Below are 24,849 nucleotides of genomic sequence, written 5' to 3'. Positions count from 1 at the left end.
TTAATTGCTGCCACTGCGACTTTTGTCGCCATCAGATATTTGCTTGATTAAGCTGCCCCATGCCAGCGGATTAAGCAGGGGGTTAGGTGTAAGCGAATTTGTATTCACTATCCTGTTATGCATTGATTGCGCGTTTGATGTTTGTATTTCACGGCCATCGCGCGCAAGCGTATTTTGCAATGCTACAATGGATGTGCGGCTAACGTTCTTACGCGCTATCTCCAGATCATCATCGGCCATTTTCATGGCCAAAAAGTCTTTCTTAAACTCATCAGTAGTAGCCCAAGGGAACACGCGGAAAGCCGGCAGGTTAATAATTTGCGGCTTAAGGGCTATTTTAATGGTATAGCTTTTATTGCTATTATCGGGTATTACCACCGTAACCGGCATATAACCCACCGATGTAAAACGAAGCGAATCGCGCTCGTGCGCCACAAAAGAGAAGTAACCTTTGTAGTTTGATACCTGCATTACCTTACTGGTGGTAACGTTGGTAATGTTTACATAAGGCACAATTACTTCGGCGCTATCGGCATTATTTGTTACACCGCTAAATTGCACCAAAGGCCTTTCGGGCGTTTGGGCAAACGTAGCAACAGAACAAAATAACAACAATATGCCTATTAAATACTTCATCACAATTGTGCTTATCTCTCTTTTATTGTACCCTTTTGGGCAAAAAAGGTTTCAAATATTTTACCAAAAATATCCAAATAACCTATTCAGCTGTTTAATTTAACAATACTTAACAACTATCGCATGTTTTCCGGAAGCACCGCGTTGGGGTCGTCAATGTCGGTTAGGTTTACAGCTTCTACACCGGTAATTTCGGGCACGGCTTTTTTAATAGCCTGCTCAATACCTGCCTTAAGCGTCATGATGCTCATTGGGCACGATCCGCATGAACCAAGCAACTTAAGCTTTACCACATTATCCGGGGTAATCTCTTCAATCGACACGTTTCCACCATCAGCCTCCAAATATGGGCGAATGGAATCTAATGCCACTTCCACCTGATCTATTAAACTCATTTTTATACTATTTAACTGTAAAGTTATTAATTATTTACAACATTCGTGTCAACTATCGCGCGGGCATTATAAATGGAAACCTGCTGTGCAACCAGCTTGGCCATTTCAATAAAGGCGGCAGCCATAGGATTGCCATCCTGCAATACTACCGGCTTACCCGCATCGCCCGATTCACTGATACTCCTTACCAGCGGAATCTCACCTAAAAAAGGCACATCCAGCTGCTCGGCCAGCTTTTTACCACCATCCTGTCCAAAAATATGGTATTTATTTTCGGGCAGTTCGGCAGGAGTAAAGTAGGCCATATTTTCAACAATGCCCAATATCGGCACATTAATGGCATTCATCATAAACATGCCAATCCCTTTTTTAGCATCGGCAAGCGCCACATTTTGTGGTGTGGTAACAATAACCGCGCCCGTTATCGGGAAGGTTTGTGTAACCGTAATATGAATATCACCGGTACCCGGCGGCAAATCCACCACCAAATAATCCAGATCGCCCCAGTCGGCATCGTTAAACAGCTGCTTTACAGCGGTTGATACCATTGGCCCGCGCCATGGTACAGGCTGGTTAGGGTCGGTAAAGAAACCTATCGACAGTAGCTTGATGCCATATTTTTCAATCGGCTCAATACGTGTTTTGCCGTTCTCCTGGGTGGCCATTGGCCTCGCGCCTTCCAAATCAAACATGATAGGCACCGATGGACCGTAGATATCCGCATCTATCAAACCCACCTTGGCTCCCAGTTTTGATAAGCCCAGTGCCAGGTTAGCCGCCACGGTTGATTTACCTACGCCACCTTTGCCCGATGCTACGGCAATAATGTTTTTAACGCCCGGTACCCCGGTATTCTTTTGCGTGGTTACCCTCGAGGTCATATTTATATTTACTTCCACCTCTTTAGCTATAAAATAAGCTATGGCGTTGCGGCAGGCGTTTTCAATAAGCGCTTTTAAAGGACAAGCCGGTGTGGTTAACACTACCGAGAAACTTAGGCGGTTACCATCTATATGTATATCCTGTATCATATTAAGGGTAACCAGGTCCTTTTTCAGATCGGGTTCCTCAACATTACTCAGGGCTTGTAAAACTTGTTCTTTCGTTATGATCATTTATTGTTATAATTATCGCAAATTTATAAAAACAGCTTCGTGTTTACTTTTGTTACAGAAATAATTTGCTGCTAACAACGTTTGAAGCGGAAAGATTTCGATTAGTTTTGGTTAAAATTTTCAAATGCGCCGTATCCCCTCTAAGTATATCCGTATAGCTGGTATAGTTCTTCTCGTTATTGTTGTAGTTGCTTTAATAAGCGGATACATCGCCTATTCTAAACGGGAAGCCCTGCTTCAAAAAGTCATTTACAAAGCTAAGGCTAAAGCAAAAGATGATTATAATTTAGATGTCAAAATAGGTTCGGCCCACTTTATAGGGCTCAGCAAGGTGGCATTTACCGATATAACCATTGTACCGCAAGATCGCGATAGCCTGTTGAGCATCAAAAAATTAAACCTCGAAGTGAAGCTGCTGCCCTTGGTTGCGGGCAACATTCAGCTGGCCGATGTAACGCTGGAGAACGGCTTTTTACAGCTCACCAGCATTAAGGGCGTTAAAAACTTCGACTTTCTGTTCAAAAAGAAAAAGGATGCCGATACCACATCTACCTCAAAGGTTAACCTGGCCGACCTGTCGTACAAACTCATCAACGAGGTATTGTACAAGGTTCCGGAAGATCTGGATCTTAAGAATTTCAGCATCTCCTACAGGGAAGATAGCACACAGGTAAAGTTGTTTGCCAAAACAGCGCTGATAAAAGACGGTAACCTTACCTCAACCATTGATGTAAATAACGGCGAATCAACCTGGCATTTGGCGGGTAAAATGCACGCGTCTGACAAGGACATCGACGTACATCTATATGCCGATGGCAAAAAGATAGAACTGCCGATCATAGAAAAGAAATTTAAGGTAAAGTTGAATGCCGATACCATTACCAGCCGTTTAACCAAGGTTGACCAGGAAGATGGTGAAACCCGTATTTACAGCTATTGGGGCGCAAGCAATTTACTTATCAATCATCCGGGCTTGTCGGTAAAAGATATTGTGATCCCTAACGGCTCTATCAATGCCAATATTTTTGTGGGCGAAAACTACCTGTCGCTGGATAGTTCATCGGTTATCCACTTTAAAAAACTGACCGCGCATCCGTTTATCAAATACACACTGAACCCGGTAAAAATATACGAGCTTAAAGTGAACACCGGCTGGCATAACGCGCAGGATCTGTTCGATTCGTTCCCGGTAGGGATGTTTGAATCGCTGGAAGGCATTAAGGTATCGGGCAAGCTGAACTACTCGCTCAACTTTTTTATGAACAGCAAACAGGTAGATAGCCTGAAGTTTGATTCGAGGCTGGATAAGCAGGATTTCAAAATTGAAAGCTACGGTAAAACCGATCTTACAAAACTCAACAGTAGTTTTGTATACACGCCATACGAGCGCGGCAAGGCAATGAGCCCGCATACTATCGGTCCGTCAAACCCGGAATTTACACCGTTAGATCAAATTTCTCCCGACCTGCGCAACGCGGTAATGACGGCCGAAGACCCCTCGTTCTATCGCCATAACGGTTTTGTTGAGCTGGCCATCCGCAACTCAATAGTTACCGATTTTAAGGAGAAGAAATTTAAACGAGGCGGCAGTACCATATCCATGCAGCTGGTTAAAAACGCGTTTTTGAGCCGCAACAAAACATTGTCGCGCAAAATTGAAGAGATATTGATTGTTTGGCTGATAGAGAACAACCGCCTCATCAGCAAAAACCGCATGCTCGAAGTGTACTTTAACATTATAGAGTGGGGAAACAATATTTACGGCATTAACGAGGCTGCCCGCTTTTACTTCGGTAAAAGCCCTTATGATCTTACCCTGGGCGAGAGTATCTTTTTGGCCAGTATAGTTCCTAACCCTAAAGCTGGCTTGTACGCATTTCAGCCGGATGGCACTTTAAGGCATGGGCTGCACGGTTATTTTAACCTTATTGGCCGCTTAATGGCCAGCAAGGGCTTAACCGCCCGCGATAGCAGTGCCTACGGTTTTTACAATGTGCGCCTGCGCGAAGGTTTACGCCGCGAGATTACCCCGGTTGATACCGTTATGGCCGACAGCCTGCTGCAGCAAACAGATAATAACAACGATGCCCTGCCGGTTGAAGACCAGGAGAAGAAACTAAACTTCTTCCAGCGTTTATTTGGCAAGCGCGATACCAGCGACAAAAAGGACAACAAACCGGACAGTACCGAAATACGCAAACAGCAGGAGAAAGCGGCTAAAGAAGAAAAGAAAGAAAAAGAAAAGCAGCGCCGTAAAGAGCTGCGGGAGCGTGGCTTATATTAATTTGGAGTGCCGGGATTGTAAAGCATTTGCTTATAAATGCAGCAACAAGATCGCGGTATTTCATCAAATTGATTTAAACTATAAGAAATTTACAAATTATTAAAACAACATAGCCAAGCCAAGCATTTACTTCTTATATTGAGGTATAATAGAAGGTAATATAAACACGATACTAAAACCGGCAAAATTTACTCAATAAGGCTGCTGAATAAGCCCTTAAAGATGCGTTTTAGGCTCAAAAAAGATAGAATTTAAGTTAGCGGCAGATAAAGTGCAATAAATTTGCATATATTAACACCGTTAAAGATATATTGATATATTTGATAATATTAAAAAATACAATCAGGCAAACTAAACTCTCATTTTACAAACTCAACTTTATTAATGAACATTTTCGTAGGAAGCCTTCCTTACCAGTTACAGGAAGCAGATTTAAGAGCACTTTTTGAACCTTTTGGTGAGGTTAGCTCTGCTAAATTAATTATTGACAGGGAAACCGGCAGAAGCAAGGGCTTTGGTTTTGTTGAAATGCCTGATAATGAACAAGCTCAATCAGCTATTGATGCTTTAAACAAAAGCGAAATTAAAGGCAGATCAATTGCGGTTAGCCAGGCTGAAGATAAAAAAGCTGGCGGCGGCGGCGAACGCAGAGGTGGTGGCGGCGGTGGTTTCCGTGGCGGCTCAGGCGGTGGCGGTGGTTACAACCGTGGCGGCTCAGGTGGTGGCGGTGGTTACAACCGCGACAACAACCGTGGCGGCGGCGATCGTTGGCAATAATATAAAAAAGGCTTTGGTAAATTAGTTACCAAAGCCTTTTTACGTTTTTATATGATGCTTTTACTACTTAGCATCCAGTTCCGGTATTGTCCAATTTTTATCTCTCCCTTTGGTCTGCTCCCTTACCTTTTTAACATCGGCAGGCTTTACCACTTTCGCTTTATTACCCATATTATTACGTATGTAGCTCAATACCGATGCTATGTAGGTATCGTCGTTGCCTCCTAAGGCCGGCATTACATCGGGGTAGGTTTTACCATCTACCGGGCCTTTTAAGCCATGCAGCAGTATTTTTATCAGGCGTTCCGGGTTTCCGTTCACATCCTTGTTATCGGCTAATGGCGGCGCAGGCATCCCTTTACCTCCGGCAACAATGCCTTTACCATCCTGCCCGTGGCAGGTAGCGCACAGTTGTTTAAATATTACGCTTCCGTCGGTTACCAGTTTGCCTTCTTCGGCAATCATTGCCTGTGCTTTTCTTACCGATTCTTCACGCTCATTTTTAACGTTAATATATCTCCTTTGCGATTGCGCGAAGATGTTATCCTTTGTACCGTTCTTCAGCAGGTAATCAATAATATCCTGTGCCTTTTGGCTTTTGTTAAACCGCAGCGACAGCCCTAACTGATAACGCACCTGCGCGTCCTTATCATCCTTTAAAGCGTCCAGATGCGTTAATATATCATCGTTATTCGCTTTCATTAAATCTTCACTTGCCCATACAGCGGTTTTACGCACTTTAGGGTCGGCATCATTAAACGCGGCAAACAATACCTCTTTGCTTAATGCGCCCAATCCGTTCAATGTCCATAAGGCGTGGATACGGGTTAGGGGTAGGGTTGAGGTTTTAACCAGGGCCTCTAAAGCAGGCACTACAGATTTATCTTTACGCAGCACCAATAGCTTTTGGGCATTATCCCTCCACCAGCCATTCGGCGATGACAGGTAGGTCACCAATTTGGCCGATGATTCGTCGAGCATTTTAGGCTGTACCTTTGATGGCTTAATACCATCATATACCAAACGGTAAATGCGGCCGCATCCTATGTTCTTATCCAGCCCTTTGCTTACAATTTGCGGGCGCAGGTAGCTGCCTTTTTGTGTCCAGTTGCCCTCCTGAATAATACCGTGGTACATATCCACAATGTATTGGGTACCATCCGGCCCGGTCACCGAGTTCACCGGCCTGAAGTTCATATCGGTAGAAGCGATGAATTCTTCCTTATTATAGGCATTCACCAATGATACCTTTCCGTCGTTATCCTGCACCTTGGCACGGCGAATCAAACGGCCTACAGGCTCACAAATAAACAGGTCGCCTTTTATATCCGCAGGCAGCCTGTCGCCCCTTGCAATCGATTGCCCTGTACAAGCCGTAAAATGATTCAATGTACTGTCGGGACGTAAACGCTCCGGACCGCCCTGCACATCCGGCGTAGCTATGATAGGCCATACTGCCTGAAACTCCTCATTAAACTGATCGTTACTGTTAAAATAGCCATAGTATGGGTTTTGCTGAAAGCCCAAAGCAGGGTTTTCGCCACCGGCAGCAGAAAAATACATGCGGCCATAATCGTCATTACCCAAGCCCCATTGCCCGCCTGGTGATTCGATAAGCGTATCAGGTACCAGTTTTTCGCCGTTAAAGGTATAACGTACGGCATCAACAGTTACATAAATGCGGTTATCCAGGTTCCAGATCAGGCCGCTTTTTTGGTGCTCCAGGTTACGGTTATCTTTGGTATCATTTTTATATACCAGTTTCTTTACATCGGCTTTGCCATCGCCATTGGTATCCTCATAGCTGTAAATGTTGTTAGAGTAGGTTTCGTTCACCAATATGCGGTTATCCAATGGTAATATCATCCGCGGCAGCAATAGGCTATCCTTGTATATGGTCACCTTATCCATTTTACCATCGCCATTGGTATCTTCCAGGCGTTTAATGCGGCAAAGCGGCACATTTTCGTTGGTGCCGTCAACATCCTGCATATAGGTGTTCAGTTCGGCAACGTACATGCGGCCGTTTCCGTCCCAGGCAATGGCGACAGGTTCGCTCACCATGGGCTCGCTGGCCACTAACTCTAAGTGGTAGCCTTTGGGCAGGTGAATGGTTTTTAAACTTTCTTCGGGCGACAGCACCTTACGACTCGGATTGGGGTTTACCACAATCTTTCCGTCGGCATCCCGCTTCAGGGTATTTTGCGATACCTTACAGGTATACACGGTTACAGAAAGGCATACGATTCCTATAACCCACTTTTTTCTGTTCATGAGGATTGTTATGGTTTTTTGAGTGGAGTTGAAAATTATTTCTTTTTACCGATAGCGTATTTTATACCGCCCAGCAGGTGCTGTAAATAAAGCGGATCGGCGTAAGATTCGTCGGTATGGCCTAATTCGGTATAAAAAGCCCTGCCGCCATCATAGTCGTGGTACCAGGCCATTGGGTGGTTAGCGCCATTTTCGCCGCCGGTGTAGCTGGTTTCATCAATTTTTATCAGCACGTGCAGGTTATCGGCAATCCATTTGTAGTTGTACCATTCATCTTTGCGCTTCCATTGAGCAGGCAAATGCTTGGTAGCAATATTCTTGGCATCAACAATGTTTAAAGTGGCTTCCTGCTGTGCCGGGTGGCTTTTAAAGTAAGCGCCTACCAGGTTACCATACCAGGCCCAGTCGTACTCGGTATCGGTAGCGGCATGTACGCCTACAAAGCCGCCGCCGCCTTTAATGTATTTTTCAAACGCGGTTTGCTCATCGGCATTCAGTACATCGCCTGTGGTATTTAAAAATATTACCGCCGCGTATTGCTTCAGGTTATCGCTCGTAAACTTTTGCGCGTCGGTAGTGGTATCTACATCAAATTTATTTTCGGCACCCAGCTTTTGGATGGCCACCTTACCAACAGCAATAGAGCCATGGTGAAAGCCTGCCGTTTTACAAAAAACCAACACCTTAGGGTTAGGTTTCGCATGCGCAGATGCATTAATACTTGTAAAAAACAGCAAAGCAATAAACGCCGCTATAGCGTTTAGCCGGGTAAAGTTTCTCTGGGTTCTCATTTTTTTATGTTGATTTTTTGGTTTAAAATTTACCGGCCACCGATACCCCGTATATTCTTGGTGTGCCCAGGTGCGATGCGCCGAAATCATACGCGTAATCAATGTAGCGCTTGTTGCCTATGTTTGATTCCCAAAAGAACACATCCAGCCTTTTGCTTGATATACCTGCACGCGTGTTGAACACGCTGAAGCCTTTTTGTTCTATTTGGTTAGCCAAATCGTAATACTGCGAACCTAAATAACGCCACTCGCCACGGGCTACCAGCTTTATGTTTTGGCTGCCGCCTATTTCGTAGCCGTATTGCAGCGCCAGCATTGAGGTTATCCTGGGGGTATATACCTGCCTGTTGCCGCTTAAGTTTACTTCGGTGCCGTTACCGCCAACTACAAGGTTGGTGTATTTGGCATCGGTATAGCCAAAGTTATATTCGGCCTCCAAACCTTTTAGCGGGGCAAATGCCAGCTCGGCTTCTACACCTTTACTGCGCAGCTTACCGGCATTGCGGGTAACGGTCAGCAGTTCGGGGGTGATCAGCGTTGGCACCTGCGCGTCGGCCACCCTGATGTAGAACAGCGCCACATTAAAACGCAGGCGGTTATTTAAGAAGGTGTTTTTTGACCCGATCTCGAAGTTGTTGCTGAACTCGGGCTTGTATGCATACAAAGCGCCCTGACTTGGGTCGGAAGCCAATTGGCTGATACCTCCCGCACGGAAGCCCCTGTTATAAGAGCCATAAATACCGCTTGTAGTATTTACGTGATATTGCAAACTCGCCTTTGGCGACAGGGCGGTAAAATGTGCCTTTGAAGAGGTATCCGACCGGATGATCATCGGTTCATCATTACCAATAATGAACTGGCCATTGATAAATTGTTTTTTATGCTCATAATCATACCGTAAACCTATAGTAGCATCCAACTTTTCGGTAATGCTGTAAGTACCCTGGCCAAACAAGGCCACGCCATAGCTTTTCAGTGTATTTATATTGAGCAAGGTAGAGTTGGGCACCGCGTTGGGATCTATATAAGCAGCATCCTGCCCAAAATAAGTTCCTTGTTTTACGGGGTTGTATTGGTAGAAGCCATAAGTACCGGCTATCCATTTAAAGGCCGAGGTTGACGATGCCGGAGATGAGAAACGGAACTCCTGCGTGCCTACCTGTACTTTATTCCAATTGCTGCCGTAATTATTTACTACCGATATACCATCAATAGGAGAGAAGTCGCCATCGATAGGGGTTTTGTAGTACCTGTAGTTTGACTGATACGCGCTTTGCGAAGTAAAATTAAATTGAGTGCCGCTATAATTAACCGATAGCGACGAGTTGAATGTATTATCCACCAATTGCGTGGTGGTATTTTGATTGAGCACAAACGGCGTAGCCAGTGCATCTGCCGGACTGATAGCCAGCGGAAATGTACCATTGTTACGATTGGCCGCGTGTTTAACATTCAGCGTTAGCGACAGTTTTGAATTGGCCAGGTATTTTAAGTAATAATTACCCGTAAAACTGTGCTGATCATCAAAGCGCGAATTATTAAAATCGTTATGGTAAAAACCATTCTGCCTGGTGAATAAGCCCGCTACGCCTAAAAACAGCTTATCTTTTATCAGCGGGGTACGCAAGCCTAAATTATAACGCTGCTGGTTGTAGTTACCATAATCAATACCTGCAAAACCATGTGTATCATTAGTAGGTTGTTTGGTAATAATATTGATGACCCCGCCCATGGCATTGCGGCCATAAAGCGTTCCCTGCGGGCCACGAAGTACTTCAATCCTTTCAATATCCTGCAATTGGGCTATGTAAGTATCAAGGCTAAACTGGTTTACGCCATCAATATAGGTAGCCACCGCCGGATCATAAGACGTGGTAGCGATACCTCTTATACCGGTAACGTTACGGTTGTCGCCGGGGTTGGCCGAATTTAAGTTGGGCACAATAGCGGTAATGTCCCTGATGTTCCAGAGTTTATAATCCTGTACTTTTTTGGCCGAAATAGTTGAGATACTAAGCGGGAGTTTCTGCGGATCTTCTTCCTGCTTTTGCGCGGTAACGGTTACCGCGTCGAGTTGCCTGTCGGCTGGGGAAAGTTGTAGTTGAAGATCGCCTTGTCCATCGGCAATGGTTACCATTTGGTTCAGCGTGGCATAATCTAAGGCGCTTACCCGTATGGTATATTTACCTGCCGGGATGCTGCCTATGGTAAATTCTCCGTTTTTATTAGCCGATGTACCGTAGTTGGTATTTAAGAAAAAAATGGATGCAGCAGGTATTGCCGCACCCTTAGTATCGGTAATTTTGCCCTTTATGCTTACTAAAGTTTGGGCAAATAAAGAGACGTACAAAAATAAACACCCTATTGTGAGGGTTATCTTTTTGTTCATGTAAACGGATATGTTGTGTTACGTTAATTACTTAACCGACAAAATGTATTTAACCATTTTTTTAGCGTCGGCCGGAGTTACGTTAGGGTGTGGCGACATTGGGATTTGACCCCATGCACCGCTACCACCATCAATTACTTTTTTAGCAAGCATAGCAATATTGGCATCAGTTGCAGGGTAGCGTGAAGCAACATCTTTATACGCCGGGCCAACTATCTTAACATCAAGCTTATGGCAGGTAAGGCAATCTGATTTTGACAACAGGGCTTGTCCGGCAGCTATATCAGCTGCACCACCGGCTTTTTTAGCGGGTGCTTTATTAGTCGCCTTTTTTTGCTGCGCATAAGCAGTATTTACTGCCGGTGCTGTTAATATAAGCACCATCAAAAATGCAGGGATGGTTAATAATTTCTTCATAATTATTTTTAACTGTTAATTGTTTTGGGATTTGTAAACGTCAATAAAACTCAATAATAAGTTTTACATTGTACTTACAATCAAAATACTATATATTTTGATTCATTCTAAATAACAAACGCCAAAATCGCCCAATGCAATCGATTGCATAATTAGTACAATATTTTGTAAATACCAAATAACTAAAGCATTTAGCACTTATTTGTTACAAAAAAGCCGGATAGCTTAGGCAACCCAGCTTTGCTTTATTTTGAAGCTTTTTGTTATAATACGTGCTGCGCCAAAATGCGTTGCAGATCGTAAATATTTACCTGCTTGTTGAATTTTTTAACGATGCTCGGGTTAAGCTCGCTCGATACCCATATCTTCAATTCGGCATCCAGTTCAAAATGGCCCGAAGTTTCAACACTGAATCTGGAGATACTGCGGTAAGCTACCGACAGGTATTCAACCTTACTGCCGGTAATGCCCTGCTTATCTACCAATATCAAACGTTTATTGGTGAAGACGAACACATCGCGGATCAGCTTAAAACCAATTTCGATAGATTCGCCATCGGCCAGTAAATTGGAGTAATCTTTTATCAGATCTTTCGGATCGGCTACACCTGCATTGCCCAGCAGGCCGGAAAATAGTCCCATAGTTTGTTGTTTATAAATTACTGCTAAGGTAAAAAACTTTTGTAGCGGAGGGGATTGCTACATCACGAAAGTTCATCTAATGTGATTCTAATTTTTTTGCTCCCGCCTGTTGCGCTTTCAACCAATAACACGTTCTACCTACTAACCAATAACATCATCACATTCCTGTTAACTTATGGTTGAAAAAGCCCCGTGTTTTTTTCTAATAAGTTTCCGAATTATAATGTTGGGTTGAGTTAAAAACAAATGTTGCACAGAATGTAACAAACATGATACATATTGTGTAATCTTGCGAAAAATTGAGCGAAACGTGGTGTCACATATCTTAAAAATCAAACAGTAATAATCCCCCTCTATTTCATGGTAGGTTCAATAAACTTGTTTAGCAAACCCAATCCCCGGGCTAAACACTTCGCCACAACAAAAGACCTTTTATTAAAACAGTATCCTGTTCTTATTTTATGGATAGCTATCGCCGTATTTATAACACATGGCAGGCTCAACGCGCACGCCATCAATAATTACCTAATATTTAAAAACACGTTCACCCACGCGATAAACCACATCAATTTATATGGTGAATACAAAAACCTGTATTACGACAGCAACTATTACGGCCCTCTATTCAGTTTGATAATGGCGCCTTTTTCACTACTGGGCAACGTTTTGCAGTTATACGCCTGGCAGGTTTTCAACGTGTGCCTGCTGTTTTTTGCTATTCAGCAATTACCGCTGAGCACTACCCATAAAAATATCATCTGCCTTATTTGTACACAGGAACTTTACACCTCACTCATTGAATTTCAAACCAATGGCGCTATGGCCGCGCTCATTATTTTAAGCTGGGCCCTTATACAAAAACGCAATGATTTTTGGGCGGCCTTTTGTATTGTGGTGGGCTTGTATGTAAAGCTGTACGGCATAGTTGGCATCGCTTTCTTTTTCTTTTCGGGTCAAAAACTGAAGTTTATGGCAAGCATGGCATTTTGGGCTGTAGTGCTTTTTGTATTACCGATGGCTTTCTTTTCGCCCCAATTTATACTACACTCTTATGCCGATTGGTATAACGCGCTTGTTTCTAAAAACGGAATGAACCAGACCAGTCCGTACCAGGATGTATCATTAGCGGGTATGGTCAGGCGCATTGTTAACGATAAAACCTTACCATCTTTACCATTTATCGCAGGAGGAATGTTGCTGATGGCATTGCCCTACGTAAGGATAAGCAGGTATAAAGATCAATCGTTCAGGCTGCTTTCATTATCATCCATATTGCTGTTCACGGTATTGTTCAGTTCAGGATCTGAGTTGGTTACCTATATTATCGCTTTTGCCGGGATAGGCATTTGGTTCATGTCGCTGGAGAAACCCGCCAAGCGGTTTGAACTGGCTTTGCTAATATTTGCCATTTATTTCGGCAGCCTTTTCGCCACCGACCTTTTCCCAAAACTTTGGCGCGAACAACTCATAAAGCCTTATGCGTTAAAAGCATTGCCTTGTTTGGTGGTTTGGCTCATGGTTATATATCAAATGTTGTTTAAGAGAACGGTATCCATGCCATCGCAAAAGCCGGTAAGCATTTCATTGCCTTCGACCGAATTGAAGGATTTGGTGACAGCATGAGGGTAGGGGATAAACTTACTCAGCAGCAATTGGCGCAACATGAATGTTATCAAATAAGTTGCGGTTGTAGGTACTGGCAATAAAGGCCATTCCTTTTGAACCAGCTTTGATGGTAACTGCCGCCAATTTATGGCCGTCCACAAAACCGGCAACCTGGTCGCCGTTCATTTCCATACGCAGATGATGCCAGTTTGAGGGCTGAAAGTCTTCTATTTGGCCCGATGCCAGCGTGGTATATTGCCAGTTAAGCTGCCACCGGCCATCACGGGTAAGTATCCAACGAAGACCAAGTTTATTCCGGTCGGCATAGCGCCCGCCAATTTCTACATCACCGCCTTCCAATAACACATCGCCATCAATACTGTAGTTTTGCCAATTGGCATCGCCAAACAATGTATGCGGTTTCAATAACCAGTTGTTATACCACAAAATCCCCTGATCGGGCACGATCTGCGCCAGGCACATGCCGCCGTTAGGATATTGGTATGTTTCGAAAGTGCCTTTCTGATCTGAAAAATATAGCGGAGTTTGGCCGGGTTTGTAGCTGCTGAAATCTTCTTTATAAGGAAAGGAGAAGGGCTTACTTTCCGGCGGTGTACCAAACGAGCCCTTTGTTTGCCCGGTGGTACTGGTTAAGGTATAAATTGCATCGGCCTCTAATGTTATTTCTATCGTGCCTTTGTTTAACCGCAGTGGTTTTTGCCTGATAAACTGCTCTTTTTCAGTCGACTTCCATAAATAAACAGGCCCGTTTTTTAAGCCGTTACCGATTGCCAACTTTACCCTCCGCTTTTCTCCGGTTACAATAATAACCGACCAGTCGCCGGTCTTCGGGTTCCGCATGGCTACGTGACTGCCGCGCCAGGTATCTGCATTAAGTTGCCCGCAGGCCGCGTCCATATATACCCAGCCGGGCTCGGCAAATTGGGTTGTATGTGCCAGCGCCCACACCGATGGCCACACAGTATAATGGCCGCTCCAGGGCGAGTCGGCCTGTATTGCACCGGTATTAGGCCAAATAATCTGATCGTAAATACCATCAACCGGGCACCAGATCTCGAATTTCGTTATCCTGTCGCGCGTATATAGTTTATTCATCAAACGCGCCAGGTAAAGCGCGCCTTTCCCTTCCCATTCCTGTCCCGATTGGCTCCACTCTTCACTTGCCCAAAGCGGCTTGCCCGATTCTTTGGCTTTCTCTGTTGCGGGGTGGTTGTTTTTTTGGTCGATATCCCAGGGTTCGCGACCGTCTATATAATGATAACCAACCGCGCTGATCAAGCTATCAAACGCACGGTGTTTTTCAAACTCGTCGAAAACCTGCCAAAATTTGCTGTCATCATCCGGTGCCTGGAGTTTTACTTTCGAAAAACCATGTGCATTTAATGTTGGGCGAAGGTGGTTGGCAATCCAATTCAAGTCTGTTCCGTTTTCGTTTTGCGCGGCAGAGACCCAGTCGATATCAAGTCCATATTGTTTCTTAGCAACATCTAAGAACGAAACCATCCAATCGGCAGACTCCTGCGAAAACCGGTTACCAATCCAATACGGATAAGCCCAGGGCAGGCAATCTAATATCACCTTCGGGTTGCGTTTACGCGCTTCGGCCATTAGCCAAAATTCGTATCCCCGGGGTTTGGGGTCAAGCAGTTCTTCGCGTGTAACGACGTGAGATGGTTCGCTGCCGCAGGTGGAGTTTTCGCCACTGCCTATTTCAACCTTGAGGTGCTGAAAACCCGCGCCAAATTTCGGTCGGAACAAAAAATCAAGCACTTCGGACCGTTGCTTTTCGGGGTAATCGACCAGGTTGCGGGTAGAAGCGCCGGCACTTACCGCGCCTATGCCCTCAAATACCCGGCCTTTATTATTGGCATTTAAAACAATGGTTGTTTGCGCTTGAATACTCGACACTATTACCAACATTGCCGCAAAGCAAAATGTAGCTTTTTTCATCGGATACGATTTGGGTTTATAATTGGATGTAATATAAAACTTCAAATCGTTTTTGGATTGAAAAATCAAGATAAACCTGTCTTTAATAACCTCAAGGAGTAGTACACCAAATTCTCCTGATTTGCGTTTTGGTGCTGCCGGGCCGGGTTCCCTTTCGTTTTTTTTTATATTTTGCAGCCGTTTTTAATTTATAACCAGTATATCCAATTTACTAATGAACAATAATGCGCTGGCAACCAAGCCACACTACCCCATATTAGACGGTCTTCGTGGTGTTGCGGCCATAATAGTTGTAACCTTTCACCTGGCCGAGCCACTGGCCACCGGCCATTTAGATATTCTGGTTAACCATGGTTACCTCGCTGTCGATTTCTTCTTTTTATTATCAGGCTTCGTGATAGGCTATGCTTATGACGACCGCTGGAATAAGATGACCATTGGCGGTTTTTTTAAACGCCGTATCGAACGCCTTCAGCCAATGGTAGTTTTGGGGATGACCCTCGGCGCTATCGGGTTTTATTATACCGATTCTACCATATGGCCGCTCATTCATACCGTTCCGGTTTGGAAAATGCTGCTGGTGATGCTGATAGGCTATACTATTCTGCCTGTACCATTATCGCTTGATATCCGCGGCTGGCAGGAGATGCACCCACTGAACAGCGTGGGATGGTCGTTATTTTTTGAATATGTTGCCAACATTCTTTATGCCATCGGCGTCAGGAAATTCTCTAAAACGGCATTAGGCATCTTGGTAGCTATCTCTGCTGTAGCACTCGCGCACCTGGCTATTACAAATGGCGACGTAAGCGGCGGCTGGACACTGAATGTAGAACAGGTGCGTGTAGGGATAACCCGTACCATATACCCTTTCTTTGCCGGTTTGCTACTCTCGCGTGTAATAAAACCGGCCCAAATTAAAAACGCCTTTTTATGGAGCAGCCTTTTGGTAGCCATTGTACTTTATATGCCACGTATTGGCGGTGCCGAGCACCTTTGGATGAACGGCATTTATGAATCTATTTGTATCATCATTGTGTTCCCGCTTATCGTATACCTTGGTGCCAGCGGCGTTATAAAAACTCAAAGAGAGAACAGGATATGCAAATTTCTGGGTGATATATCTTACCCACTTTACCTGGTACATTACCCGTTGGTATACTTTTACGTAGCCTGGATCAACAACAATAAAGGCATAACAATTGTGCAGGCCTGGCCTTATGCCTTATTAATTTTAATAGGGGCGATAATTTTGGCTTATGCCACATTGAAATGGTACGATGAACCGGTTCGGAAATGGCTGCGGAAAAGGCTTGCTTAATATAAGAACATAAAAAACTGTAATAAACAACAAAGGCTGCAGATCAATGATCTGCAGCCTTTGTTGTTTATTCGTCGGGATGGCAGGAAGCCAACCAAACGTTGTATTTGTCTAATTTTCAATAACTTAAAAGGACTACTCCAAGCTGTTCACCTCAATGTTCACGGGACTGCTTTGGTTTTGTAAAAATATGGTTTTTGGCGAAATAACAAACATTTTTATTTTTTTGGTGACAGGTTCTAAGGGAAACCGTACGCCTCATTAAATGCAGATATGCAATTTTTACCTATTATCTTTCTTAACAATTTTTTCTATCTTATCAAAAATTGAATTTTCGTAATTATCAAAACTTGCTCTAATTTGCGAGCCCTGCTCTAAGTTCTCATAATATTCGACAACATTTGATGGAACGCCATAATCACTTGCTATGCGTCCATTTTCGCTTAAAGCATTATATTCAAGCTTTGTCAATAAGCGATCTATGCCGGTTATTTGATCCATTTCAACCTGCTGTTGTTTGGATTGATACAGTTTGTACATGATGTTAAATACGCCCAAATATTTTACAACTTGATATTTCAACGTATTGTATACAAATTCAGCAGTTTCTTTAATAGCTTCGTCTTTCGTTTTGCCTTTGGTTTTCAGTTTAAAGTTCATGGAACCAATAAAACCTCCGTCTAAGTAAAAGTGTACAAAGTGTGTCAGAATTGAATAACGATTATTCTTATCTTTTCTTTCGATTAGGAAAATCAGTTTCTGGTTTTTAATGACCGGAAATAAAACGTCGATCACCACCTGAAACCCATCGCTGTCAATGTCCATTTCGTAATTAAGTTTCTTGATTAACATCCTGATAGATAGAAACTGGCTAGCATTTAGTGCGGCGATGCGGTCATAGATAGCTATCTTATCTGATCTGCTAATCACTTTATACATATTGAACACTTCCTCTGGAATCGCTCTTTCAATTTGTCGCTGTGCAATGCTTGCAATGGTGGCCCGGTGTTCCGGCTTTAGGTAGGTATCATTTGTGTAATAAATATCAATTTCATCTTTAGGGGATTCAAAATCATAATTCTTATGCTTAATAGCCTCAGGAGTCGCATTGATAGCGTCCATAAATTTGTTTTGCAATACTAATACCCTGCCATTATAATGATAAAGGAAACGCCCCGCTCGTCCCGCAATATTTTTAGCGTCAAATTTTTTTAGGTTTTTGTCGCCTTTCTTACTGTGAAGTACCACCAAGTTTTTAGCAGAAGTGTTGACTCCTTCAGTAATTGTTGTAGTGGATATTAACACTTTCAGCCGGTCATTATTAAACAGGTTGATGATCTCCTTTTGAATATATTTCGGTACTAAGCCATGATGTATGCCAATACCATTTAATAAAGCACGGTAAACTACCCAATCATCGCCAAAATATTTTTTGATGTGAGTAACAAAATCATTGTAAGATTGGTAATCATGGTCATAAAAAATATTGGAATCAATAAGCGTTTTTGCGTACGATTCGGTAGCGCTTCGGGCAGAACAGTAAACAATTGTGTTTTCGCCGATTCTCTTAATCGCTTTAACAATGTCCACCAAACGATCAGTTTTATTACCACTTTCGAATTTGAAATTTAATTCTTCATCAGCTATCGCTGTTTTCGCCCCGCGTATTTCAGTAAAACTTTTATTGACGATTTCATAGTTATTAAAGTCTAGCAGTTCAATGTTATTATCTCTCAAAAAGTTATCAAAAGACGCATTGTAATTTTTTTCAGACGCATCTGAAAAGTCAATGTAAGGGCCGGCCAAAAGCACATTAACACTCGGTTTCAAAGTGTAAAATACCGCTAACCGGTATGCTACATCGCGCTCATTTTCTCTAAGTTCATCATCAATAAGATAGTCGTTATCGATTTTATAAACTTCGTCTATAAAGGCAAAATCGAAGTCAATCAAATGTTCATTCTTATCAATGAAGGAGAGGAATCGTTCAGGTGTAAAAATGAAAAGATTACTTTCTCCGAAAGATTCAACCTCGCTTAAAGTGTGAATCGCATAGTTATTCTTAAAATATTCAAAATTGGAATCGTCGATTATTTTTTCTAAATTCTCAGATAGTAGCGCGATCGTCGGAAAAATCAAAACTACATTTTTATAGGCTAATTTTTTGATGATCTCAAATACGATATGGGTTTTGCCGAACGAGGTACTTGCAGATAAAAAGTAACGGTTTAATTTAGAAGGCTGAAACAAATCCAATATGATTTTTTGGTAACGATGAACTTTGCTGCTATCGCTTGTGTGCAACGTAGCCTCTGAAATTAAGGAAGATATAGTACTTAAGTCATGCTCCTCCAATTCTAATTCCTTCCCAAATTTGGATAACACGTCGTAGAAATGGGGCACGCCAATAATATTTGATACGTACTTCAAAAACCGAAGATCTGCTTGAGTGATTTGCTCACTTTTAATCCGGTCGAAATACGTGCATGCAGACCTTATTAATTGGTAATCCTGTATTTGTTGCCTGCGGTATTTATTAATATCAACTATAAGATCAGCGGCTTCTTTGATTCTATCCATTGAATTACATTTTCTTTGATTTCTTTAACCTTATTTAAAGGTAAGAGTATGAAAAATATTTTGTGGGGAACTGACAGCGTAAAGGTTTTAGACGGATGTTTCGAGGTGATATAATCCGGGATTTTTTTGATATTGGCATCGTAATCACCTTCATCATGTTGATATAAAATTAAGATAGGATAAATCAAGGTCATGTTATACTTCTTGATTTCAGCAGGTATGCTAATGGTTGGGTTAGCTTCCCAGCTGTCGAGAATTGCCTCTATAGCCGAACCTGTAATGTTCAAATTATTTCTATGATTACTTAATGCTAAAACATTTGTTTCCAAATAAGTATCAGATAATGCCTTCTCAATATTATTCATAACGCTATCAATACCTTGAGTATGATTCGTATGGAATTTTACTTCACCGAACCACAATTCTATACTGCCGTTATTATCCACCAGTTGGTAGGAATCATAACCTTTCGTTTCAGCGTTTTCTAAGGGATTATAGAAATATCCCCTTGCAATAAGGGGTCTGGCATGATAAAGTGTAATGAGAATGCTATATAATAATACCTCACCGAAAAACCCATATTTGATTTTTGTAGTGGCATCAGCAGTAGGGTTATACTTAAGCTTCGTTTTCAACGCACCCGCGTGTAAGGCATCTAAATTTTTACCAACGATATCGAATTCATTGTAGGCGTAATCCACAATCGAGTTATAAATTATTTCAGCGATATTATTAATATCTTTAGCGCTGTAACATTGATCATTATGGGTAGAATAGATTGTTTTTAAAGTCCCGACCTTTGCGTTAGGTAAATCATACTCATAAATGATTGTCTCTTTTATTAAATCTATTAATGTTTGTCTCATACGAAGATTTAGGATTCATAATTTGTAAATATAATATTATATAAGTCAAAACTTTATATTACAAAATGCATACAGTGCGGGAGGCAAATCTCAGTTCAGACCGGCAAATAGTATTGTTGGGATTGGTGGAAATCTCACCATAATATCTAAGTAGTGATTTTTGCAACGGCAACTATAATTGTAACCGTCGTTAAGTGAAGAATCGCTTATTTTGATAAATCTCGTGCCACTCGTTAATACGTATATGTAATCTGGAACAAATGCGATCTATACAAACGGGTTCACTTGAAAGATCAACAATTGCATCCATGTGGAGCTACTTGCTACAATTGGTAAACTAATGAATTTCGCTATTGCCTACGCCACACGTCGCCTTAATGTATAAACGCATTTCATCCTATAGTTCTCATAGAAAACGGAGTGTTGTTTTAAATGAATGCGCTATTTGGGTGCTTTTAAGCTTCGAAAAGTTGTTGCATTAGAGACTGTTCTTCGGCGACCAAATCGATCTTCTTGTTGGGTAATAATAAATTTATTAATGATAGAATATTTACAGTTGTAGACCTTACTTCCAAATTATGAAATAATTTTCGCCTAACCTTTTTAAAGCTCAGGGAGCTTTTTATACGCTCTCAGAATCCTAAGTGTATCAATACCGTTGATTATACAGTATTTCCTTGGCCTATTGATCTGGTTTGCGAAAGCATCCATAGTTTTAATTACTGCTGAAGAGATGTGATGACAATGTTGTAAAATAAAAATGTCGGCCGGTTCATCAAACAGCCTGGCAATTTGATCCCCGTTCTTTCCTAGGTCATTCATTTGCATTTTATGGAATTTTGAAGGACCTTTCAAAACGAATGCCGCCCGTAACCGCTCCCCGTCGACGTGCAAATGTGTGGTAAAAAGGTCTGACTGTTCGCCACCCCAATCTTTGTCGACGTCGCTTTCAGAAATAATTTCAGCCAAATATTTTTTGACATCTCTTTCTGGAATACCACGGTTTATTTCCAAATCCAGAGACTTGTTTTTATAGCTAATCTTCTTCATGTCCCTAAATTCATCTATTTCGTGGGCATTAAGTTCTGAACGTGTTTCATACAATACCATTGCATCGTTATGCAATACCCGGTCACCGATTAGGATAACGCGCACGGTAATAATTTTGCCGTTTACTTCTTGGACATAACCGAACAAGAATTTTCGTTTCATTTTGGACAACTGGTCGATTGCTGATGTCGTGTACATATGCTCAGCGTTCAATTTAGCCTCTATTGTGTAGCCAACCTCGGGTAGTTTGATGGCGCATTTGAAATAACTTGGCTTCTTCCCATGATAGTTAAATTGTTCCCAGGCATCAGGTGCTCCATTAAAAGTGATTGTCGTTTCTATCCAGAAAAAAGTGTTGGGGTTGATTTTTTGATTGCCAACCATCAATGTTTCTAACGGCTTTACGTCATTTGCCCGAATGTATTCAACGACGCTTTTATTAAATGCCTGATTGATGTCGTGTCGAGCTATTAATTCAGGTAGAGAAGAGGCTCTAATTAGCTCTTTTCTTAGTGTAGCTGCGATGTTTCCTTCCACTACCTGTGTTATAAGGCCGTGATGGGAGTAGTAAGTCAAAAAGGAAAATTGTTGGTTCAATTAACTAATGTTTATTGGCTTTGTAAATATAGTGATAGATAAGTACTAGAATTCTACCGTAAGACTATATATCCAAGGTCCTGATCAATCCGTTTGTGTGCGTTGCTTAACATTGTCGGGGTTCTATGCTCAGAAAACCCTCTACGATCAAACTCATGTTTTACCTTGTTCAATCCACTGCGGGACAAGAAATTCGCAGTAGCTTGAAGATGGATCTTACCTTGGGACGTTCGGGCATTCCAGCCAAATTTGGGGTCAAAAATCAAGTGGTTGACCAACTTTAATCTATGCTTAGTGAAAGACAATTTATCTTCAGGAGAACATTGGCGTATGCCATAATCCGGCAAGTCGTCCAATCTATCGGTTAAGTACCATTGAAATTCGTCATAAACTTGGTAGTCAAGTGGGCTCTCAAAGGGCTGGAACATTTCGTACATCGTCGTATGAAATGCTTGGTTCTCCTCATAAAGCTTTATTGAAAGGTCCACATCAATCAATATTCTGGCACCTTTACATGGCTTTTCCAAAGCAACTGCTGTTGTTACAGCTTGGCCCAATATCAGTCGTCCAAGTGAATGATTTCTTTCGGTCTCTATGATTTGTCCCTGTGCCATGCCCCCACGGCTTAGCAATCCAATTTTAATCGCTTCAATCATATACGTGTGAGCGAACTTAACGACATATTCGATCTGAGGAGACCAAGCGAAAAAACAATCAGAAAGCTGAGCAATCTTAACATCCGGAAATTGGAGTTGCAAGCGCTGCAATAAACTTCTAAATTCAACTAATAGCGTTGCTGCTAGGAATTGGTGATTATGATTGTGTGGACTGCCATGAAGCCATGCATCCATATCTTCATCACTTAATGGAATCTGGTTATTCGTTAACGCACCAAACCCAAGAATATCTATAAACAATACGGCACCATTATAAGTGCGAAGCTGATGTCCCATAAATTATCTAATAAAAAGTCGTAGATATTTTTTTATTAAAGCCGTCTGTACAAATCCTTCATCACGGTAATCATGGCATCCAAACGGTTTACCCAAACGGCAAATTCATCTGGATCAATCGTGTCGATCTTATCACGGTCATGTCCGTGAGTAAGCAAGTTTTTGAATTGCGACAATTGTCTAAACTCACTCCACCCTTGCTTGTTGATGTAGTTGCGCTGTTGGAATTCGTCAATGATTCTGGTCAATGGTGTTTTGTCATAATGATCAATAACCACAAATTCAGCAATCGTTCTAATAATTCTTTCTAGGGCGACAAAATTTAAGATAAATTCTTCTTCATATCCGCTCTTCGGTGAGTAGTAATCAATCGGGCCTTTTAATAACGATTCGAAATGCTGTTTCAAATGTTGGTCAAAGAAGCGCTCCGCATCCAGGAAAAACAGCGTATGGCCCGTCGCTTGATAAACTGTTTGGATATAGTGTCCATGAGGTTCTTTATTTGTTTTTAGCCAATCCCCCTTAGTAGTGTCATAGGTGAGAAAAATAGCGTCAGTATTATTTTCCTTCATTACCCGGATTATTTCATGGAAGATGAAATAATCTCCATATGGATGGTCGGGTTTTTCGATGAGGTCAGCCATCCCCGGAAATGCTTTTTGTGCTTTATTGATTTCCGTTTTAATCTTACCCGGATCAATTCCTTTTTTCAACCCGTCGAACTCAACCTGCAAAAATTTAATATCATCCGCAGAAAGGTTATCTATTAAGTTCATTCCAGTCACGATTGATAATAAATCGTCATTGTATTTGGTGGTCGAATTCTTTTGTCTAATTTTTGCTATTTCCTTGTTTAGCTGCTCAAAAGATTTATTTGCATCGTTTTGGAGTTTGGTTAGTTTGATATCCAATGACTCGAAATCGTCAAGTAGAATCTTATTGCGATCTTTATAAGCCTGTATTTTATTGATGACGTCCGTTTTTAGGTCATCGCCGAATTTATCTAAGGTCTCATTAAAGAAACGATCGATTACGTCTTCCCGGTTCTTTATAAATTCCTTTTGAACCTGTGCTGTGATATACAATCGCTTATCGTTTTGGGAAAAAAAGCCCAGCAAAATCTCACGAGATTTGAAAGACACACTATAATACCGGAGTAATATATTCGTATCCAGAAATATCGGGATATCTGTTTTTAATGCAATAGCGTTATCTACCGCAGTTCTGTATTTGGACTGGCTGTCAACATAAGACTCTACCGTTAGTGATCTTACATGTTTTCCAAAGCTAATTTCATCGATTGCTATGGGTTGGCTTTTCATTGAAAATTGTGGGTTTAGTCAGCCACAATGATAATAAATTTCATAAACATCCTACTTTTTATCACCTACATGAACCTATACCTATAGTTACCACCTTTGCCAAAATTTAATTAGAATGGTATTGATAGTAAGATCTCATTTTTTAATATAAAATCCGACTTTGGAGGATTTGCTCTTTAACCCCCGGCCGACTTCCGAGGCCGTAGCAAGATGGGTTTGTAATACAAACGTACATCTTGCTGAACGCAGGTGCGTTTTATTTCGGCGAAGCCGCAAGATTCAATTGTGACACAATTGTACATCTTGCTAACCGCCGCGAAGCGGGCGGTTTTATCCTCCTAACAGCTTTTCAATCGGGGATTTTATTAGTTTGATCGGCTTCGGACTCTGGTCAAGATGGTTTTTAAGTGCCTGTATAATGACTTTATTATCGCTGGTTTAAGAACTTCAAAATGGCTTTATCAGGACTAAAAGCGTCTTATCCTATCGTGTCCATTTGTAAATTTAAAGACCCATTCAGTTGCTTTAAGATGATGACTAAAGTGCGTTCTAAGTGACCATAATTTAAATGACCACTCGATATTTTTTGGAACGGAATTATGTCAGACTTTTAAATCAGGGTTGCGACCACTGATAGCAGCATAGTTTGCTAGCAACATTTTTGATTACCAACATGCTATCATTATAGTTTAATAGCTTGCTATCTCCTGGTTGCTATATAACTATCAAACTAACACCATGTCTCGTCCTGAAAAGTCTTTACAGTTGGGAGCTGTTAATACGATATGTTCTTTACAATAATGATGTAGTCCTGATTAGGGTTTACAGTCCAAATGTAGAAAGTCCTAAAAGACCTTAACCAACT

General features: G+C 41.9%; 18 protein-coding genes. 4 read left to right on the top strand and 14 right to left on the bottom strand.

The genetic code is table 11. The annotated features are described in order from the left end of the window. The 3 genes from ABD894_RS27375 to ABD894_RS27365 form a co-directional block, all read right to left on the bottom strand. Nucleotides 1–636, bottom strand: a complete 636-nt coding sequence (locus tag ABD894_RS27375; protein ID WP_345214294.1) for a peptidase associated/transthyretin-like domain-containing protein — start codon at nt 634–636, stop codon at nt 1–3. A gap of 116 nt (nt 637–752) precedes the next feature. Further along, a complete protein-coding gene (locus tag ABD894_RS27370) occupies nt 753–1,031 on the bottom strand; it encodes a NifU family protein (protein WP_345214293.1) in 279 nt (92 codons plus the stop codon). Nucleotides 1,032–1,057: 26 nt separating this feature from the next. After that, on the bottom strand, nt 1,058–2,146 hold the full coding sequence (locus ABD894_RS27365) for an Mrp/NBP35 family ATP-binding protein (protein ID WP_345214292.1): 1,089 nt from the start codon (nt 2,144–2,146) through the stop codon (nt 1,058–1,060). Between the two features lie 124 nt (nt 2,147–2,270). On the opposite strand from ABD894_RS27365, the gene ABD894_RS27360 reads away from it, so the two are divergent. Together ABD894_RS27360 and ABD894_RS27355 are read left to right on the top strand one after the other, a co-directional pair. Beyond that, complete coding sequence (locus ABD894_RS27360; RefSeq protein WP_345214291.1) at nt 2,271–4,430, top strand: transglycosylase domain-containing protein; 2,160 nt, start codon at nt 2,271–2,273, stop codon at nt 4,428–4,430. Between the two features lie 384 nt (nt 4,431–4,814). Beyond that, nucleotides 4,815–5,207 (top strand): RNA-binding regulator, encoded by a 393-nt coding sequence (locus ABD894_RS27355; protein WP_345214290.1) that lies wholly within the window; start codon nt 4,815–4,817, stop codon nt 5,205–5,207. A 63-nt stretch (nt 5,208–5,270) separates the two neighbouring features. Here ABD894_RS27355 and ABD894_RS27350 read toward each other — a convergent pair whose 3' ends face one another. The 5 genes from ABD894_RS27350 to ABD894_RS27330 form a co-directional block, all read right to left on the bottom strand. Next, nucleotides 5,271–7,481 carry a PVC-type heme-binding CxxCH protein gene (locus ABD894_RS27350; RefSeq protein WP_345214289.1) on the bottom strand — a complete coding sequence of 737 codons (2,211 nt, stop codon included), beginning with the start codon at nt 7,479–7,481 and terminating at the stop codon, nt 5,271–5,273. A 35-nt stretch (nt 7,482–7,516) separates the two neighbouring features. After that, nucleotides 7,517–8,272 (bottom strand): ThuA domain-containing protein, encoded by a 756-nt coding sequence (locus tag ABD894_RS27345; protein WP_345214288.1) that lies wholly within the window; start codon nt 8,270–8,272, stop codon nt 7,517–7,519. Nucleotides 8,273–8,294: 22 nt separating this feature from the next. Beyond that, nucleotides 8,295–10,661 carry a TonB-dependent receptor gene (locus ABD894_RS27340; protein WP_345214287.1) on the bottom strand — a complete coding sequence of 789 codons (2,367 nt, stop codon included), beginning with the start codon at nt 10,659–10,661 and terminating at the stop codon, nt 8,295–8,297. 27 nt (nt 10,662–10,688) lie between these two features. Further along, nucleotides 10,689–11,078, bottom strand: coding sequence for a c-type cytochrome (locus ABD894_RS27335; RefSeq protein WP_345214286.1), 390 nt, complete (start codon nt 11,076–11,078; stop codon nt 10,689–10,691). A gap of 263 nt (nt 11,079–11,341) precedes the next feature. After that, nucleotides 11,342–11,719 carry a PH domain-containing protein gene (locus ABD894_RS27330; RefSeq protein WP_345214285.1) on the bottom strand — a complete coding sequence of 126 codons (378 nt, stop codon included), beginning with the start codon at nt 11,717–11,719 and terminating at the stop codon, nt 11,342–11,344. Between the two features lie 360 nt (nt 11,720–12,079). Here ABD894_RS27330 and ABD894_RS27325 point away from each other — a divergent pair, with 360 nt between their 5' ends. Then, the gene (locus ABD894_RS27325; RefSeq protein ID WP_345214284.1) at nt 12,080–13,342 is read left to right on the top strand and encodes a glycosyltransferase family 87 protein; all 1,263 of its coding nucleotides are present in this window, start codon (nt 12,080–12,082) and stop codon (nt 13,340–13,342) included. 15 nt (nt 13,343–13,357) lie between these two features. Here the strand turns inward: ABD894_RS27325 and ABD894_RS27320 are convergent, their stop codons facing one another. Then, nucleotides 13,358–15,295, bottom strand: a complete 1,938-nt coding sequence (locus tag ABD894_RS27320) for a glycoside hydrolase family 30 protein (protein ID WP_345214283.1) — start codon at nt 15,293–15,295, stop codon at nt 13,358–13,360. A 214-nt stretch (nt 15,296–15,509) separates the two neighbouring features. On the opposite strand from ABD894_RS27320, the gene ABD894_RS27315 reads away from it, so the two are divergent. Continuing rightward, nucleotides 15,510–16,616 (top strand): acyltransferase family protein, encoded by a 1,107-nt coding sequence (locus ABD894_RS27315; RefSeq protein ID WP_345214282.1) that lies wholly within the window; start codon nt 15,510–15,512, stop codon nt 16,614–16,616. Nucleotides 16,617–16,898: 282 nt separating this feature from the next. Here ABD894_RS27315 and ABD894_RS27310 read toward each other — a convergent pair whose 3' ends face one another. The 5 genes from ABD894_RS27310 to ABD894_RS27290 form a co-directional block, all read right to left on the bottom strand. Next, nucleotides 16,899–19,196 carry a helicase-related protein gene (locus ABD894_RS27310; protein WP_345214281.1) on the bottom strand — a complete coding sequence of 766 codons (2,298 nt, stop codon included), beginning with the start codon at nt 19,194–19,196 and terminating at the stop codon, nt 16,899–16,901. Further along, nucleotides 19,163–20,062 (bottom strand): HamA C-terminal domain-containing protein, encoded by a 900-nt coding sequence (locus ABD894_RS27305; protein ID WP_345214280.1) that lies wholly within the window; start codon nt 20,060–20,062, stop codon nt 19,163–19,165. The genes ABD894_RS27310 and ABD894_RS27305 overlap by 34 nt, the downstream gene beginning before the upstream one ends. Nucleotides 20,063–20,665: 603 nt before the next feature. After that, entirely contained in the window at nt 20,666–21,649 is a 984-nt protein-coding gene (locus tag ABD894_RS27300) for a hypothetical protein (RefSeq protein WP_345214279.1), read from the bottom strand. Nucleotides 21,650–21,762: 113 nt separating this feature from the next. Continuing rightward, nucleotides 21,763–22,662 (bottom strand): hypothetical protein, encoded by a 900-nt coding sequence (locus ABD894_RS27295; protein WP_345214278.1) that lies wholly within the window; start codon nt 22,660–22,662, stop codon nt 21,763–21,765. A 35-nt stretch (nt 22,663–22,697) separates the two neighbouring features. After that, a complete protein-coding gene (locus tag ABD894_RS27290) occupies nt 22,698–23,984 on the bottom strand; it encodes a PIN-like domain-containing protein (RefSeq protein WP_345214277.1) in 1,287 nt (428 codons plus the stop codon). Between the last annotated feature and the right edge of the window lie 865 nt (nt 23,985–24,849).

Origin of the sequence: Mucilaginibacter gynuensis, from assembly GCF_039541195.1 — a bacterium.
GTDB lineage: Bacteria > Bacteroidota > Bacteroidia > Sphingobacteriales > Sphingobacteriaceae > Mucilaginibacter > Mucilaginibacter gynuensis.
The sequence above is the reverse complement of the archived record's forward strand: the minus strand, read 5'-3'. Positions and strand labels throughout refer to the sequence as shown.

Bases quoted from the DNA above. Each gene is read 5' to 3' on its own strand.
- ABD894_RS27335 (WP_345214286.1), bottom strand. From the start codon at position 11,078: ATGAAGAAATTATTAACCATCCCTGCATTTTTGATGGTGCTTATATTA.
- ABD894_RS27305 (WP_345214280.1), bottom strand. From the start codon at position 20,062: ATGAGACAAACATTAATAGATTTAATAAAAGAGACAATCATTTATGAG.
- ABD894_RS27295 (WP_345214278.1), bottom strand. From the start codon at position 22,662: ATGGGACATCAGCTTCGCACTTATAATGGTGCCGTATTGTTTATAGAT.
- ABD894_RS27375 (WP_345214294.1), bottom strand. From the start codon at position 636: ATGAAGTATTTAATAGGCATATTGTTGTTATTTTGTTCTGTTGCTACG.
- ABD894_RS27330 (WP_345214285.1), bottom strand. From the start codon at position 11,719: ATGGGACTATTTTCCGGCCTGCTGGGCAATGCAGGTGTAGCCGATCCG.
- ABD894_RS27340 (WP_345214287.1), bottom strand. From the start codon at position 10,661: ATGAACAAAAAGATAACCCTCACAATAGGGTGTTTATTTTTGTACGTC.
- ABD894_RS27325 (WP_345214284.1), top strand. From the start codon at position 12,080: ATGGTAGGTTCAATAAACTTGTTTAGCAAACCCAATCCCCGGGCTAAA.
- ABD894_RS27360 (WP_345214291.1), top strand. From the start codon at position 2,271: ATGCGCCGTATCCCCTCTAAGTATATCCGTATAGCTGGTATAGTTCTT.
- ABD894_RS27315 (WP_345214282.1), top strand. From the start codon at position 15,510: ATGAACAATAATGCGCTGGCAACCAAGCCACACTACCCCATATTAGAC.
- ABD894_RS27370 (WP_345214293.1), bottom strand. From the start codon at position 1,031: ATGAGTTTAATAGATCAGGTGGAAGTGGCATTAGATTCCATTCGCCCA.
- ABD894_RS27365 (WP_345214292.1), bottom strand. From the start codon at position 2,146: ATGATCATAACGAAAGAACAAGTTTTACAAGCCCTGAGTAATGTTGAG.
- ABD894_RS27355 (WP_345214290.1), top strand. From the start codon at position 4,815: ATGAACATTTTCGTAGGAAGCCTTCCTTACCAGTTACAGGAAGCAGAT.
- ABD894_RS27310 (WP_345214281.1), bottom strand. From the start codon at position 19,196: ATGGATAGAATCAAAGAAGCCGCTGATCTTATAGTTGATATTAATAAA.
- ABD894_RS27350 (WP_345214289.1), bottom strand. From the start codon at position 7,481: ATGAACAGAAAAAAGTGGGTTATAGGAATCGTATGCCTTTCTGTAACC.
- ABD894_RS27345 (WP_345214288.1), bottom strand. From the start codon at position 8,272: ATGAGAACCCAGAGAAACTTTACCCGGCTAAACGCTATAGCGGCGTTT.
- ABD894_RS27290 (WP_345214277.1), bottom strand. From the start codon at position 23,984: ATGAAAAGCCAACCCATAGCAATCGATGAAATTAGCTTTGGAAAACAT.
- ABD894_RS27320 (WP_345214283.1), bottom strand. From the start codon at position 15,295: ATGAAAAAAGCTACATTTTGCTTTGCGGCAATGTTGGTAATAGTGTCG.